This window comes from Streptomyces sp. NPDC029216, assembly GCF_040648015.1.
Classification (GTDB): Bacteria; Actinomycetota; Actinomycetes; order Streptomycetales; family Streptomycetaceae; genus Streptomyces.
Window position 1 is genome coordinate 1 of the sequence record NZ_JBEZWL010000168.1, and the last position, 14789, is coordinate 14789.

14 protein-coding genes are annotated in these 14789 nt (G+C 70.2%); 6 read left to right on the forward strand and 8 right to left on the reverse strand.

The annotated features are described in order from the left end of the window. Positions 1-194: 194 nt before the first annotated feature. Together AB0F18_RS34400 and dmpI are read left to right on the forward strand one after the other, a co-directional pair. Positions 195-1094 carry a LysR substrate-binding domain-containing protein gene (locus tag AB0F18_RS34400; RefSeq protein ID WP_362067858.1) on the forward strand — a complete coding sequence of 300 codons (900 nt, stop codon included), beginning with the start codon at positions 195-197 and terminating at the stop codon, positions 1092-1094. A 114-nt stretch (positions 1095-1208) separates the two neighbouring features. After that, a complete protein-coding gene (dmpI, locus tag AB0F18_RS34405) occupies positions 1209-1391 on the forward strand; it encodes a 4-oxalocrotonate tautomerase DmpI (protein WP_042811709.1) in 183 nt (60 codons plus the stop codon). A gap of 512 nt (positions 1392-1903) precedes the next feature. On the opposite strand, the gene AB0F18_RS34410 is transcribed toward dmpI, so the two are convergent. The 5 genes from AB0F18_RS34410 to AB0F18_RS34430 form a co-directional block, all read right to left on the reverse strand. Beyond that, a complete protein-coding gene (locus AB0F18_RS34410) occupies positions 1904-2854 on the reverse strand; it encodes a TniQ family protein (protein ID WP_362067861.1) in 951 nt (316 codons plus the stop codon). A gap of 210 nt (positions 2855-3064) precedes the next feature. After that, complete coding sequence (locus AB0F18_RS34415; RefSeq protein ID WP_362067864.1) at positions 3065-3592, reverse strand: TniB family NTP-binding protein; 528 nt, start codon at positions 3590-3592, stop codon at positions 3065-3067. Between the two features lie 114 nt (positions 3593-3706). Continuing rightward, positions 3707-5173, reverse strand: a complete 1467-nt coding sequence (locus tag AB0F18_RS34420; protein WP_362067867.1) for a hypothetical protein — start codon at positions 5171-5173, stop codon at positions 3707-3709. Further along, positions 5101-5688 carry a hypothetical protein gene (locus AB0F18_RS34425; RefSeq protein ID WP_362067870.1) on the reverse strand — a complete coding sequence of 196 codons (588 nt, stop codon included), beginning with the start codon at positions 5686-5688 and terminating at the stop codon, positions 5101-5103. The genes AB0F18_RS34420 and AB0F18_RS34425 overlap by 73 nt, the downstream gene beginning before the upstream one ends. Positions 5689-5809: 121 nt before the next feature. Next, positions 5810-6517 carry a TnsA-like heteromeric transposase endonuclease subunit gene (locus AB0F18_RS34430; RefSeq protein ID WP_362067873.1) on the reverse strand — a complete coding sequence of 236 codons (708 nt, stop codon included), beginning with the start codon at positions 6515-6517 and terminating at the stop codon, positions 5810-5812. A 239-nt stretch (positions 6518-6756) separates the two neighbouring features. Between AB0F18_RS34430 and AB0F18_RS34435 the strand changes: the two genes are divergently transcribed. Further along, the gene (locus AB0F18_RS34435; protein ID WP_362067876.1) at positions 6757-7335 is read left to right on the forward strand and encodes a PadR family transcriptional regulator; all 579 of its coding nucleotides are present in this window, start codon (positions 6757-6759) and stop codon (positions 7333-7335) included. A gap of 20 nt (positions 7336-7355) precedes the next feature. Then, positions 7356-8339 (forward strand): NADPH:quinone reductase, encoded by a 984-nt coding sequence (locus AB0F18_RS34440; RefSeq protein ID WP_362067879.1) that lies wholly within the window; start codon positions 7356-7358, stop codon positions 8337-8339. Between the two features lie 270 nt (positions 8340-8609). On the opposite strand, the gene AB0F18_RS34445 is transcribed toward AB0F18_RS34440, so the two are convergent. The 3 genes from AB0F18_RS34445 to AB0F18_RS34455 all read right to left on the reverse strand — a co-directional run bounded on the left by AB0F18_RS34445 (position 8610) and on the right by AB0F18_RS34455 (position 12779). Beyond that, a complete protein-coding gene (locus tag AB0F18_RS34445; protein ID WP_362067882.1) occupies positions 8610-9650 on the reverse strand; it encodes an FAD-dependent oxidoreductase in 1041 nt (346 codons plus the stop codon). Then, positions 9611-12124, reverse strand: coding sequence for a hypothetical protein (locus tag AB0F18_RS34450; protein WP_362067885.1), 2514 nt, complete (start codon positions 12122-12124; stop codon positions 9611-9613). Before AB0F18_RS34450 ends, AB0F18_RS34445 begins: the two co-directional genes overlap by 40 nt. Before the next feature lie 247 nt (positions 12125-12371). After that, on the reverse strand, positions 12372-12779 hold the full coding sequence (locus AB0F18_RS34455) for a hypothetical protein (RefSeq protein WP_362067888.1): 408 nt from the start codon (positions 12777-12779) through the stop codon (positions 12372-12374). 494 nt (positions 12780-13273) lie between these two features. Here AB0F18_RS34455 and AB0F18_RS34460 point away from each other — a divergent pair, with 494 nt between their 5' ends. After that, positions 13274-13639: a MerR family transcriptional regulator gene (locus AB0F18_RS34460; RefSeq protein WP_362067891.1), complete on the forward strand. Its 366-nt coding sequence runs from the start codon at positions 13274-13276 to the stop codon at positions 13637-13639. A gap of 45 nt (positions 13640-13684) precedes the next feature. Then, entirely contained in the window at positions 13685-14710 is a 1026-nt protein-coding gene (locus tag AB0F18_RS34465; RefSeq protein ID WP_362067894.1) for an NADPH:quinone oxidoreductase family protein, read from the forward strand. Positions 14711-14789 lie beyond the last annotated feature (79 nt).

Below are 14789 nucleotides of genomic sequence, written 5' to 3' on the forward strand. Positions count from 1 at the left end.
ACGAGGTCTTGCGCCCGGCGCACCGAGAGCACGCACCAGACGCCGCGGGGCCGCCCTCCGGGCGACGACGGGACTTTGACGACAGACCCTAGGGCGTTCCCGGGTGGTGGGAGCGGCCCGGCCCGGCCGTACGCTGCCAGGGGGCCTTCGCGGGCCGCCGCAGATCGGGACAGGGACGGGAACTGGGGGATCACGTGGAGCTGCGCCAGTTGCGGTGCTTCGTCGCCGTCGCGGAGGAGTTGCACTTCGGACGGGCCGCCGACCGGTTGATGCTCGGCCAGCCGGCGGTGAGCCAGCAGGTGCGCCGGCTGGAGCGGGAGTTGAAGGTGGAGCTGTTCGACCGCTCGCCGCGGTACGTCCGGCTCACCGCGGCCGGCGAACGGTTCCTGCCGGCCGCCCGGGAGGTGCTGGCCGCCGAGCGCGCCGCCGCGGCGCTGGCCGCCGAACTGGCCGCTCCCGGCGCCCGGGCGTTCGGGCTCGGTACCATCACCGGGCTCGGCGAGCGGCTCGACCGGATCCTCGACGCCTACCAACGGCACGCGCCCGAGGTCCGCGTGGAACTGCACTCGGCTCCGGTGCAGGAGCGGCTCGCCAGGCTCGCGGACGGCCGCCTTGACGCGGCCTTCGTCCGCGGCGAGATTCCCGCGGGCACCGACGACGTGCGCTTCCTGCCGCTGCCGGCCGACGAGTTGGTGGTCGCGCTGCCCGCCCGCCACCCGCTCGCGGAGCGTTCCGAGCTCGATCTGGCGGACCTCGCCGAACTGCCGTTGCGGCTCACCGAGCGCCGCAACCATCCGGCGCTGGTCGACCTGGTGCTCACCGCCTGCCATCGGGCCGGCTTCCAGCCCGTCCCCGGCCTGGCGTCCAGCACCCTGCAGGACACGCTCGCCGCGATCGGCACCGGTACCCCGATGTGGACGGTGGTCTACGCGGCCAACGCCCGCCTGACCAGCCATCCGCGGATCGCCTTCCGGCCGCTGCGGGACCAGGTGCTGGCCCTGCCGCTGGCGCTCGGGGTGCGCCGCACCGTGCCGCACCCGGAGCTGCTGGTCGCGGCCTGCCGGGGGCGGGCCGCGCACGATCACGAATCGTGATCGCTGCCAGAGCGAAGCTCGTCTGGTTCGCCGCCGGACTCTGCGGTGGACTGTTCTCAGAGCGCAGACCGGACATCAGGAGCCGGATAGCGCAACCACTTTGAGGAGCAGACCATGCCGATCGTCACCGTTCAGCAGGGCCCCCGTAGCATCGAGCTCAAGCGCGAGCTGGTCGCGCGGATAACCGACGCCTTCGTGGACACCCTGCAGCTGCCTGCCGAGACCGTCCAGGTCTGGATCCACGAGGTCCCCGCCGACAGCTGGGCCGCCGCGGGCAAGCTCACCGCCGACCGGTAGCGGCCGCGCGGACGCCCCACAACGCAACCAACTTCACCAGATCCGCTTGGTGCCCCCTCCCGCCCCCTCGTGGTCATCACCTCCGCAACCGCGGATCGTGTCGCTGGTCAGTGAATCTGTGCAGTCGTCATGTCTCTGACCTGGCGTTGTACAGGTTGGTTGAGTACTGCGCAGTTTCACTGATCCTCGACAACACCCTTGTCGCCGATCAGTGAAACTGCGTAGTGGTTGTGTTCCTGGCCTGGTGTTGTGCAGGTTGGTTGAGCGGGTTTGGTGATGGGTTGGCTCACTGAATCTGCGCAGTGTCGGGGTTCGCTAACGGTCTGACCTGTGGTGTTTCCGGGTCTGGTTGTGGTTGTTCAGGTTGGTTGGGTACTGCGCAGTTTCGCTGGTCGTTGGTATGCGGCTAGCGCCTTTTACCTGGTACGGCGCGTGGGTGGGGTGGTTGGTAGCCGAGTTTGGTGAGTTCGGTGGGGCCTGGGTCGTACGGGTTGTGCCGGTAGGGCCACCGGCTAAGGGGGTAGGGGTGGCGGCCGGCTGTGTAGGTGATGCGGTTGCCGAACTGGTCTGGGTACAGGGCTGGGTTCTCGAGCCAGGGCCGGCCCAGGAGATCGGCGACGGCCGTGTGGAGGGGATGGGTGTGCCCGGGACGCTCGCGAGCGTGGAGTGTGCGGGGGTGGTGGGCGAGGAACTGGGCGAGGGTGATGGTCACGGGGTAGGTGATCGCTTCGCGGGCGAGGGCGTACCAGAGGCGGGCGCGCTTGTTGTCGCCGATGCGGCCGGGCGCGTGCGGGCCAGATGCTTTCCTCTGCCGGTGCGGCGCGCCGCCAGGTCTCGGTGAGGTTCATGGCCAGTGCGAGGGCGTGGTCGGCGGCCGGGCCCCAGCGCTTGATGAAGCGGACGTGGGCGCGGTGGGCGGCAAGGATTTCCGGGGCTCGTCGGAGGCTGGCGTGCTCGATGGGAAGTCGGGTGCCGGCCAGGGTGTGGCGGCCGAGCATCCAGGTGCTGTGACATTGGCAGATGAGGGCGGTGTCCGGAAGGTACTGGCGGACTGGGTGGGTCTGGCCGGTGCGGGCCAGGGTGCAGTGGGGGCAGCCCGTGACGGCGTGCATGGGGGCGAGGCGGAGCCGGGCTTTGGGGGGTGCCGCGTGTGGTTTGTCGCGGTGTCCGTTCCACTGGGGGAGCGCGTGGGCGAGGTGTTCCTCGGGGATACCGGCGAAGTCGGCGATCAGGCTGCGGCTGGCGGGGTTCAGATACAACTCGATGCTGGTGTACGGGCCGTGGGGCCTGGTGCATTCGGGGTGGAGGAGCGGCCCGGGGATGCCGAGGCCGCGGAGTAGTTCTGCGGTGTCCAGGTGATGGCGGCGGGCCAGACGCTGAAGGTAGGAGACGGTGGTTTCCCACTGGATGGGGGCCAGGCGCAGGATGCTGGCGCGCGGGGCCAGGTGGTGTCGGCGCGGCATGTCAGCGCCGTGTGGCGGGCCGGGGCAGGTGTTCGGCGAGCTGGTCGAGTTCGATGTCGTCGAGTAGTGCTTTGGTGATTTTCTCGGTGCCGTCGAGGATGGCGGCGATGGCTGCTTCCCGGATGAGTGCGGACAGGCTGCCGATCCGGCCTCTGGTGCGCAGGTGGAGGTACGGCGCGTGACGGACCAGTGCACCTTCGCGGTGGGCGTTCAGGCGCAGGCTTGGTCCATGCCGCGGATCAGCCCTTCCCAGGCGGTGCGTTGCGTGGTGCTGCCGTGTGCCAGGGGTGGGTTGCGCACCATCTTGAACCGTCCGGCCAGCTGTGCGCCGCGGTTTCCTGTCAGGAGGGGGGATTCCTCGATGGCGACGCCGGCGTAGACGAAGGTCGCGGGGATGCGTTCGCTGAGGTGTTTCATCTGGTCGGAGGTTTCGGCGCCGCTGCGGGTGCGGGTGTTGAGGAGGTGGATGTCGTCGACCAGGACGCGCTGGGTCGTCAGATCGCGCAGGGTGGCGCAGACGATGTCGGTGATGCGGGCCTGGTTCATGCGCGAGGTGATGGGCAGGTCGAGGTACCGGGCCAGTTCGGAGACCAGCATCTTGGGGGTCGCGGCGGGCGGTACGGACAGGAAGACCACCGGCAGGTGGTCACCGGGTGCGCCGCGGCGTGCTCGGTCGGCGAGGTGGAAGGACCGGCCGAGCTGCTGCAGGGTGGGGCGGTGTCGACGAACTGCGTCCACTCGCGCCAGGTGGTGGGGGAGGCGTACGGATCGTCGTGCGTCTCGTGGCCTGTGGGAGTCACCAATGCTGTGCCTCCTGGTGTGCGTCGAAGATGCTCCAGGCCGCTGCCGACGTCACGGAGTCGGCGATGTCAGGGTGGTGCCGGAGTCCTCGTCCATGTGCGGGACCTGCCGGGCGGGACTGCCCGGCAGAGGTGCCTGCGCGTTGCGTTGCTTCGTGCGGTCTGTGTGCGTTTTGCGGCGTGAGTGTGCGGGCCGGCCGGTTGGGCTGGGCTCGCCGCCGGCACCGGCATCGGCTGCCGCGCCCGGGGCTCCCGGGGTGGTTTCGCCTGGGCGGGAGCCTGCGACGTCGCTGACGCCTGTGTCCGCGGTGTGTGCGCGGCGTAGGAGTTCGTCGAGGTGGCGGGCGAGTTGTTCCTCGTGTTCGGCCCGGCCTTCGCGCTGTTTGACCACGCTGCGGATGTGTCGCCAGGTGGTGTCGGTGAACGGACTGGACACCAGCCCTTGATGGATCCAGGGGACCGGTTCCCAGCCGTGGGGGAGTCTGACCCAGCACTGCCACGGCTCGTAGGGGTTGTGGTGGACCTCCCACTTGCCGTCCGTCGCCGTGGAGCGGTGGCGGTGCGCGTTGAGTGCGGGCCCGTCGTAGGCGCGGTGCTCGAACCGGATGCCCTCGTCGCCGATCGCGCACCGCCTGGAGGGCAGCAGCTCGATCCAGTCGGCTGCGGTCAGCGGGACGGGCACGTGGCCGGCGATTCCGATGAGCGCGGCCCACATCTCGTTGGGCGTGAGTGCCAGGCGGGGCATGCGGGGGTGCCGTAGCCGCTCGTGGCGGCGTTCCTGCCACCCGCAGACGACCCATTCGTCGAGGAGGTCCTGGAGCTGGGGCAGCGTCCAGCACGCCTCGTCCTCCACGTTGCTGCCGCGAGCGTCGATGCTGTTGCCGGTGTATCCGGCGACGTACTGCGCGAACAGGGTGCCGATCGCTCCGAAGCCCCGCTCTACCTGTCCTTTGGCGTGCCCGGACGCGGGCGGGCACGGCTGGACGGAAATCCCGAGGTGCTCGGCGGCGGCGAGGAAGCAGCGGGAGACGAACACCTTGCCCTGGTCGATGACCACGGTCGTCGGCCGGATCACCGGTCTGGCGGCCGCGCCCTGCATGCGGGCGTCGATCGAGACGAGCCGCTGGTGGGGAATGACGGAAGCGGCCATGGACAGGTACTGGGGCCAATTCGGCCGCATCGGCTGCGGCACCAGCGTCTGCGCGAGGAGCACGGCGGCATCCACCGCCTTGGTGCCCTTGGGACGCAGCACGGCCGCGGTGATGCTGCGGGTGGCCACGTCCACCGCCATCGTCAGCTCCGGCCGGCGCGCCTGCCCGTCCTCGCACACGACCATGACGTCCAGCAGCGTGCTGTCCATCATCACCAGCTCACCGGGCGCCATCGCGTGCGTCGGTGTGAACACCGGCACGGGCCGAGAGGCCCTGCGCCGCTCCCCGGCCGCGGTCAGTGCCAGCCCATGCTGCTCGGCGACGGCCCGCGCCAGCCGGTTGAACGTGGCCGCGGGCGGCACCGCCACGCACTCGGGGCCGGGGGTGTCTGCAGCAGCCAGGCCACCTGCCTCCGTAGCCGGCTCAGCGTCCCACTCGATCGCCCTCGCTGCTCTGTCAGCGCCCCGGTGATCGCGGCGACCACCCGCGGATCGGCCTGTCCGAACACCGACCGCTCCCGCTTCCTACGGCCGTCGACGAGCCCCCACACTCCTTCCTCGCGGTAGCGGGCCCGCATCCTGCGCACCGTGGCCACACTGACCGCCTGGCCGGCCGCTGTCAGCTCGGCGGCCTTGGCCGCCTCCCGCTCGGCGAGCGAGTACACGGCCGGGTCGTACCCGGGTCGAGGCGGCCAGTCCTGGCGAGGGCCGACGTGCCCGGTCTCGACTTCCAGGATGTGCCGCTCCCAAGCCAGGGCCTTCTCCCGGACTTCGGGGCCGAGCCCGTCCAGCGGGCCGTGTACGGGGACCCGCCGGTGTGTAGAGCGGGGATGGTCCACGACGTCGAAGTCCGGAGCTTCGAGGACTTGGGTGAGCAGCAGCACCGCACACTGGCGTCTTCCTCTGCGAGCAGCCGGCAGCGAGGCCCGTCGAGGCCGGCCAGGACGTGGATCCGGTCCTCGAACCGGATCCGGTCGCCGACCTTGACGACGTCCACCGCCCGCTTCACCGCCCTGCTCCCAGGCGCCGACCGGCGCTGGCGGTCACGAGGGTTTCCTCGTTCAGGGGATGGTCCCAGTCCATGGTCAGCAGGCCGTGCCACAGCTGGTGGTAGACGGCCGGGAGCGTCGCGATCGGGTCCCCGAGCCGGAGCGCGCCCGTGCCCAGCGCGGTGGGCACGGGGAATGCCCGCCGCAACCGGGCGGCGGAGATCCCGACCGAGCACCGGGGATGCGGGTAGCCCGACAGCCACCGTGCGTTGGCCGTGACCACCGGATCGGCGGCAACCGCGAACCGGTGTTCCCAGCCTGCTTCCCGAGCACACGCTTCGACTACCCGGGCCCGGCCTGCGAGTCGCCTGGAGGGGCCGCCGCGCCCAGAGCAGTCCATAAGATGCATTGTGCCGCCGGCCAGAGCCACGGCCAGGTCAGGCGTGTGGGCGACAAGCCTTCCCTGCTCTTCCCACACGAACTCCACCGGCCGGGACGCGATGCCCACCACCTGCGGATCCCGGTCGAGCAGCATGACAGCGTCCCGCATCGCCGCGCTCCCGTATCCGATCAGACGGCTGGTGGTCGTGGACCACCACCATCCCGGAGCCAGCAGCCGTCCGCGCCGTACGGGGAAGCTGCGTACGGCCGGGTAGTCCATGAGCAGGAGCTCCCCGGCCGTGGTCCGCCACGGCAGCTGGGCTATGCCCCCGTCAGGTCCCACGAACCGCACGCTCACATGACGCGGATGCACCATGCCCCCTCCGTCGATCCAAGGCAAGGCCGCGGGCCGAGATCCTCGTTGCCCGTGTTGATGAACTCGACGAAACGGTTCATCACTGACTCGGTGGACTGCGATGGCATCTCGCTGTGCCTATCCAGAGACGTTTGGGCAGGTACCTGCGAGCATAACATCGAATCGATGTATACATCGATTCGATGTCCGCGTGCGAAGATGGACTCATGCTGGAACTCGCGATACTCGGCTTCCTCGCCGAGGGACCCCTGGCTGGACACGAGCTGCGCCGCCGTGTCTCACAGCTGACCGGCTATACGCGGCCGGTCAGTGACGGCAGCCTGTATCCGGCGATCAACCGCCTGACCAAGGCAGGCTTGATCGAGCGGCGCGCCGACCCGGCCGCAGGGGCGGCACGGTACGTGCTCAGCCTGACCGCGGCCGGGCGGGCCGACATGCTTCAGCGTCTGCGCAAGCCCGCCGACCACGAGATCACCGACTTCACACGGTTCTACATCGTCCTGGCATTCCTCTCCCACCTGCCCGACGCGGCCGAACAGCACGCGGTGCTGCGCAGACGGCTGGAGTTCCTGGAAGAACCGGCGAGCTTCTTCTACGACCACGAGCGGCCCCTGCGTGCCGAGGAGGTCACCGACCCCTACCGGCGGGGCATGCTGCTCACCGCCCGCGCCACCAGTCGCGCGGAGCGGACCTGGCTGCGCGAGACCCTCGGGGAGAAGCCGCCCGCATTCGACACCGCATGCACGGACAGCGATTCACATGCGCCCGCCGCTCCCGCGAGCTGACTGTCCACGGAGGTACCCCCATGCTTGCTTCCTGGTACGACGACCAGGGCCCCGCCGCCGATGTCCTGCACGTCGGTGAACTACCTGATCCCGTCCCCGGCCCCGGCGAGGTCCGCGTCCGTGTCACCGTCTCGGGCGTCAACCCCGGCGACACCAAGAAGCGGCGCGGCCGGCTCGGCTCGTCCATGCCCTATCCACGGGTGATCCCGCACAGCGACGCTGCCGGAGTCATCGACGCCGTGGGCGCCCGCGTCGACGCCCGCCGCGTCGGACAGCGGGTCTGGGTATACGGCGCCCAGTCCTACCGCCCCTTCGGCACAGCCACCCAGTACACCGTCGTACCTGACCACCAAGCCGTACCTCTGCCAGATCATCTGAGTGATGAGCTGGGGGCGAGCCTCGGCATCCCCGGCATCACCGCCCACCGCACCGTCTTCGCCGACGGCCCGGTCGACGGCCGACTGGTCCTGGTCCACGGAGCTCTCGGCGGCGTCGGCTCCCTGGCCGCCCAGCTCGCCCACTGGGCCGGCGCCACCGTGATCGCTACCGTCCGCCGCACCGCGGACCTTGACCGCGTCGACCCGGCCGTCGTCGCCCACGCCGTCGCCCTGGATACCGGCGACCCCGCAGCGGCCATCCGCTCGTACGCGCCGCGGGGCGTCGACCGGATCATCGAGGTCGCGCTGTCCGACAACGCCGACCTCGACAACGCCGTCGCCGCCAACAACGCCGTCATCGCCGCCTACGCCACCCGCACGGACCGCACCGAGATCCCCTTCTGGCCTCTGCTGTTCAACAACGTCACCCTGCGGCTGCTCGGCAGCGACGACTTCCCCGCCGAGGCCAAGGGCCAGGCCGCCCGCGACCTCACCTCCGCCGCCGCCGTCGGCGCCCTCACCGTCGCCGTCGGCGACGGTTACCCGCTGGACGACATCGCCAAGGCCCACGACCACGTCGACGCCGGCGGTGGCCACGGCCGCATCCTGGTCACCATCCCCCGGTAGTGCGGACTCGCAACACTGCCCTGCTCAACTGCCTAACTCTGCGGGCGATCCGTCGCGCTGCCAAGTATTCGGACCAGTTCCCGCTGGCGAGGGTGGCCCAACGTTCGGCTGTCTTGGGGTGGATGCCGAGCTGGTCGGCGATGACCATGGGCGGCAGGTCTACCAGGGCGTCCATCATGGCGGTGTTCCGTGCTGCGCGGGCGGGGAGACCGTGGGGTCTCAGGGTGTCGGCGAGGCCGAGGGGTTCACGACCGCCTTCGCGGGCGGGGGTCAGCCGAAGCCTGGTGCGCCGAGTTCGGCGTAGCGGGCGGAGAGGTGTGTCATGTCGCGTTCTGCGCCCTCTCGCAGCCACTCCCGGTACATGCCCGCGGCCCTGCCCGGCTCCAGGGAGCGGTCTGCGGCCGCCGCCGTCAATGAGCCCGCCGTCCAGCCGGACAGCAGGGCGCGCAGCACCCCGTGCGAGGAGGCCGGGTCCAGCAGGACGCCCGCGTCGCCCGCGATGAACCATCCCGGGCCGGCCGGTTGGGGGCACAGTCTCCAGCTGACGTCCGCCGCGCGGGGTCGGCCCTCGGGCTCGAGGCCGGCGAACTCCTGCGGCAGTCGGGGCCGTCGGCCCTGCTGGGGGACGAAGTCCAGCCGCATCCACTGGTACCGGTCCGGCCCCACCCGTGCGGTCCAGGTCCAGCCCGAGCCGTCGGCGACGATCGCGGGCGCCGCATCACGCTCCGGGCAGGCGCCGGTGGCGTACCCGTACCAGGTCAGCAAGCGCGGGGAGCGCGGCGGACCGCTCAGGCCCAGGGCGCGGCTGAGCCAACGGACCCGGCCGGTCGCGTCGATGACCGTACCGGTGCGCAGCAGGCGTCCGGCCCGGCCCAGGCGGACGCCGTTCACGGCGCCGCCCTCCACCACGGGCTCCAGCGCCCGGCAGCCGAGGTGGACCTCCGCACCCGCCTGCCGGGCCCGGTCCAGCAGCAGAGCGTCGAGGCGCTGCCGGTCCACCTGGAAGCCGTACCAGGAACCGGCCGCGTCCTGCCCGAAGGGCTGGAAGCGGGGTTCGGCTCCCCAGCCGACCGTGATGCCCTCGTGCCGGGCCCTCACCGCGTCGGCGAAGCCGTCCGGCAGCAGCCGGGCCAGCAGGACCTCGGCTCCGGGATGCAGGGCTTCCCCGGGACGGGACACCGGGCCGGGCGCGCGCTCGAGGAGGACCGTACGCAGCCCGGCGACCGCGCAGACGATCGCAGCGGCGCACCCTGCCGGGCCGGCTCCGGCGATCAGGACGTCGGCTTGGGGACCGATGTGTCGCGTGTCCACGGGCCTCCGCCCTTGCGCAGCAGGACGGTCCGGCCGTCGGTGTAGGCGGTCACGTCCTCGGTGATCTCGACGAGCACCTTCTGGATGTCGTCGGGGTCCCGGCTCTCCGCGCCGGGCCGGTAGACGCGGAAGCGGTAGCGGCGAGGGCCGGTCAGCCTGCCACCGCCGGTGGCCCGCTCGGCCTCCGCCAGCTCGGGGTCGCCGGCCTCACCGGCGTCCACCACGGTGAACGACAGCACCGCCCAGGCCGACTTGGCCTTCAGGATCTCGATCACGGCCCGGTCCCCGAACCGGGACACGAACTCCGGGTCGTGGATGCCGAGGCTCCAGTAGACCGCCGACATGGCCAGCACCCGCAGCTTCGTCTCGGCGAGGTCGACGCGGGCGGTGAGATGGGCGGTCAGCCGGTCCTGGGTGGTGATGTAGTCCGCGCGGTCGATGTCCTGGTACGCGGCCACCAGGCGGCCGCCGACCGTCCGGACCTCGGGTCCGCGGATACCGTCCCACGGGATCCGGCCCAGTCCGCGGACCTCCTCCATGCCGATCTCGGCGTCGGTGAGCGGCACGATCGTGGGCCACGGGTAGGGGAAGCCGGGTGCGTCCTTGAGCGGAGTGAAGGTGCGCGTCGCGTCCGGAGCCACGGAGGGCCAATAACTGCCGAGCGCAGCACACAGCTTGGCGTCCTCGAGGAAGGGGGTGCCCAGGCTGTACGCCTGCATGTACCGCTGCAGCGGTGCTCCGGGCTCGTTGTAGACGAGCCCCTGGCTGACCTCCCAGCCCGGATCGGTCACCCCGGCCGCCCCGTCGGGCAGGCCTGTGTACCGGCCGCGGGCATCGTCGGAGAGGGGCCGGTCCACGGGGTCTCCCGGCGCCGGCCCGCCGACGACCGCGGTGAGCGTGTCGTCGTAGATGTCGAAGCCCTTGGGGAGGGTGATGTCGCCCGCGAAGCGGAACTCCGACAGCGGGCGCGGCGGCACCGCCCACAGGGCGGCGCGGGTCGCCTCGGGGACGGTCGTTCGCCACCACTCCGCGAGGTCGTGCTGGTTGACGTACGGGAAGAAGTCGGGGGGCGCGATACTGCAGAAGGCGGGCTTGAAGGTCTCGATCGCGGTGTCGAGCTGCGGGCAGCCGACGGAAACGAAGCCGTCGCCGGCGAAGTCGATCCAGTGCTGGGCCCGGTAGCCGCCCTTGCGGATGATCGTGTCCATGTCGGGGTTGAGGTTGAGGTCCTCGAGCCGGCCGTCGTCGTGCAGGCGGTGGCGGATGTTGACGTACTCGGGCGACCGGCGGTCGTTGTCGGGGGCCGCCCCCTGCGCGTACGTCGGCTCGGTCTCGACCGCGCCGGGAATCAGCTGGACGGAGGAGAAGTAGAGGATGCCGGGGTCCTGGACCAGGTCCGGGGAGACGTTGAAGGACAGCCACTCGCCGGCGAACCTGGCCCGGGAGGCGAAGGGGTGGGGCTCCGGCGCCAGGATCCCTGAGCCGTGGGACTGCTGCGGGGGCAGAAGGGACGCGATCTTGGCGCCGCGGATGGTGAAGGGGAAGGCGTTCAAGTCCTTGCCGGTCCACTCGGTGGGATAGCCCTGTTCCCGCAGGAAGAGATGCATCCGCTTGAGCTTCTCGTTGACCATGTGGGACTCGAGAGTGAGGGTCAGGTCCAGGCCGTCGATGCACTCCCGGCCGGGGAACAGTTTGTGCAGCGGCACCCAGAAGGCCCGTTCGTCGTCGCCGGACACAATGTCGCGCGGGCCGAAGACGCGGCGGTCGGCACCGGTCACCTGCATCGCGAGATACGGGGCGAAGCGCTGCGGCACGGTCCGGAAGACGAACGGCTGCTTTCGGTCGAGGGCGGTGAACTGGCGGCTGCGGGCGTCGTAGTGCGGGCCGGTCGTGCCCATGCGGGTGACGCCCGTGCGGGAGAAGCAGAGGTCCGCGTGGCGGCCGTGTACGGAGCCGGTGGCCTCTCGGTAGTCGACGGCGAAGACGACCACGCCGAGCGGGTTGTCACCGGCCATCTCACGAAGCCGGTCCAGGGTGGGTGGCCGCACGCCGTACACGTAGTTCTCTACCGCTTCGATCTCGGCGAGGGTCGGGAACGCCCCCAGGCCGCGGCCGCGGCCGTCGGTGAGGACGGCCGCCGAGGCGAAGGCGTGGTACAGCAGGCTGCGTGCGGGGCTGCCCGGCTCGATACCGCGGGCCGGGAGTGTCGGGGCGAAGTCCGCGAAACCGGGGACCGTACGGTCGATGGCGGGGACGGGCTTGGCCAGTTCGGCGGACAGATCGCGGGCGCCGATGTCCAGAACGCCGCGGGTGACGGTGTGGAGCAGCGTGCGCCAGCCCTGGTCGGCGAGGCGGGCACAGGCATCGGCCACGGGAGCGGCGAGCGGCCTGGAGGCCGGGGCTGCCAGCGCCTCGTACTGGACGGTGAGCCCGGGAAACCCGAGGAGGAGCCCGCCGGCTGCGGCGCCCCTCATGAGATCGCGCCGAGAGAGCACCACGCCGTCCGCCTCCTGAGCTGTTTGGGGTCCTTACCGATCGGTGATTCTGGCGGCGCAGAGGCGGGAAGTCGTCGACCGACGCGGCCTGGGACCCGATTGGCCCAGGGTGCCGGTCAGGGGTGGCAGCCGACGGGCATGGCGACGGCGTCGGGCCGCTGGGCTGATGCATTCACGGTGGTCTGGTGACCAGAGGCGGCTTTCTGATGTCCACGCAGACGGAACATCAGCCCCGTGGCCGCACGCCGGACCCGCCGCTGTGGGCCAGGCGGGCGAGGACCTTGGCGTACACCATGGTTGCCGCTGCGGTGACGGTCGCTACGGACGCCAGTGCGAGGACGCCCATCAGTGCGGGCCACTGCCGCAGCTCGTCGCTGCGGCAGACTCTGTCCTGGGGCGACGGGTCACCTAGCGGGCCCTGGCATACAGCGTGGGTCCCCTTGTATGAGGACACCTCGGGGCCGTAGTCGGCGACCATGAGGAAGATGAAGCATCCCCAGATCAGCATGGCGAGGAGCATCCAGACGATCGACCACCCCTCAATGCGGCGCGCGTCCCGGGCCCTCTTCTCAGCCTCCTCTGGTGCGGTGCCTGCAAGAACCGACACTTCCAGAGGCGTCTCATCGGCTGCCACTCTTGCCCCTCCCACTTTCATTTAAGGATCATCAGTCCATCACAGCCTGATTGCGCACCCTGGACTGACGTCCCCAGAAGTCATGGCCGGGCCCGTGTCTTTGCGACGGGGAGCGCAGCTCCGCAAACGCGAGGCAAGCAGAGGACTGCCGCCTTACGGACCGGAGGGATGTATGGGATACGGAGCGCGGGTAGAACGTGCTCCACTGCGCAGGGACGCTCGGCGGTTCTCGCGGTCACGCACCTTGTAGTAGTACCTCTGGGTGCTCCACTTGCTTCGTTTGAACACCGGCTCACGGTCGTAGTTCATCAGGCATCCCCCTGATTGTGCGTCTGTCTTCGCTCGCGTCTTGGGGCCCGCTCTCGGCGGGCCCCAAGGATGCGTGAGCGCTAGGTGTTGCGGGACATGAGGTTGTTGACGCCTGAGCAGGTCTTCACTTCGTCGTAGCGATGAGTGTCGGAAGATCGTGGTGCTCCCGGGCGTTGCCTCCGGGTATGAAGATCAGCGAAGCTTCCAGAGTCAGCGGTGTGAGTGCGCGGTCGTTGCGGCACTACGAGGACGAGGGCTTGATCGTCCCTGGCCGATTCAGCAATGGCTTCCGCGACTACTGCCAATCCACGATCGACCGGGTGCTCGTCATCCGCTCGCTGCTGGAGTCCGGGCTGCCCGTGCGGTTGATCAGGGAGTTCTTGCCCAGCCTCACTGACGAGTCTGATATCGGCACGGATGTGGTGTGCGCGGAGTTCCTGCACGAGGTGCAGAGCCATCGAGATCGGCTCGCTGCACGTATCGCGATACTCAGCGATCAGCAGGCGGCACTCGACGCCTACCTTCGCGAGGCCCGCCGTGCTGATCTCTGACGCCACTTGACCTTGACGCAAGTGTCAGGCTCCTACGTTCAGTGCATGGAGATCAACGAGCAGCAGAACACCGCCGAGCAGACGATGCGAGCGCTGGTCCAGCGGTCGCACCGGGGCCCGAAGGGTCTGGATATCGCGACCGATCAGCGCCGCCCCACCCCGGGCCCCGGCGAGTATCTGATCCGCGTGGGCGCCGCCGGCGTCAACTTCGCTGACGTCATGCAGACCCATGGAACGTACGGAGGCGGGCCGCAGGCACCCTATGTGGCGGGCTTCGAGGCCGCCGGCGAGATCGTGGGTGTCGGCCCCGACGTCGAGAGCCCGCTGCAACTCGGCGCCCACGTCGTCGGAGCCGGTCCGGGCGCCTTCGCGCAGTACATGACGATGCCAGCCGCAGGGGTGCTTCCCGTGCCCTCCGGCTGGAGCGACGCCCAAGCCCTCGGTCTCGTGTTGAACTGGGCCACCGCGCTGGCGGCACTGAAGCCGTTGGGTGAGATCAAGACGGGGGAGGTGGTGCTCGTGCATGCCGCGGCCGGCGGAGTGGGGCAAGCCGCCGTCCGCCTCGCCCGCCACTACGGTGCACGCGTAATCACAACGGCGTCACCAGCCAAACACGACACCGTCAAAGCCCTCGGCGCCGACGAGATCCTGGACAGCCGACACCCCGATCTGGCCGCGGAGATCACCCGCCTCACCGGCGGAGTCGACCTGGTCCTGGAATCGGTGGGACAGGCCACGTTCGAGGCCAGCCTGTCGGTCACCAAACCCTTCACCGGACGCATCGTCGTGTTCGGCGCCGCTTCCGGCGACGCCACATTGACCACACACGACCTCGTCTTCACCCACCAGGTCCAGGTCAAGGGTCTGCACATCGGTGCGCTGGCCGTCGCGGCCCCGTCCATCTACCAGTCGTTGCTCGTCGAAATCGAGACGCTCATCGCCCACGGCGTGTACCCGCCCGGCACTCCCCACATCCATTCCTTGGCCGAGGGGCGAGCAGTGCTGCAGCAACTCGAAGCGGGCCAGACCCAGGGCAAGCTCGCCCTCGATCCCTGGCGTTACTCAGGTTGAACTCGTGATGTCGGCGGCAGGACCGGATGGAGGAGCGGCTGTGGCATGCTCGTCCGCGTGATCGAGGTCCCAAATGATG

Bases quoted from the DNA above. Each gene is read 5' to 3' on its own strand.
- dmpI (WP_042811709.1), top strand. From the start codon at position 1,209: ATGCCGATCGTCACCGTTCAGCAGGGCCCCCGTAGCATCGAGCTCAAG.
- AB0F18_RS34410 (WP_362067861.1), bottom strand. From the start codon at position 2,854: ATGCCGCGCCGACACCACCTGGCCCCGCGCGCCAGCATCCTGCGCCTG.
- AB0F18_RS34435 (WP_362067876.1), top strand. From the start codon at position 6,757: ATGCTGGAACTCGCGATACTCGGCTTCCTCGCCGAGGGACCCCTGGCT.
- AB0F18_RS34440 (WP_362067879.1), top strand. From the start codon at position 7,356: ATGCTTGCTTCCTGGTACGACGACCAGGGCCCCGCCGCCGATGTCCTG.
- AB0F18_RS34450 (WP_362067885.1), bottom strand. From the start codon at position 12,124: ATGAGGGGCGCCGCAGCCGGCGGGCTCCTCCTCGGGTTTCCCGGGCTC.
- AB0F18_RS34460 (WP_362067891.1), top strand. From the start codon at position 13,274: ATGAAGATCAGCGAAGCTTCCAGAGTCAGCGGTGTGAGTGCGCGGTCG.
- AB0F18_RS34465 (WP_362067894.1), top strand. From the start codon at position 13,685: ATGGAGATCAACGAGCAGCAGAACACCGCCGAGCAGACGATGCGAGCG.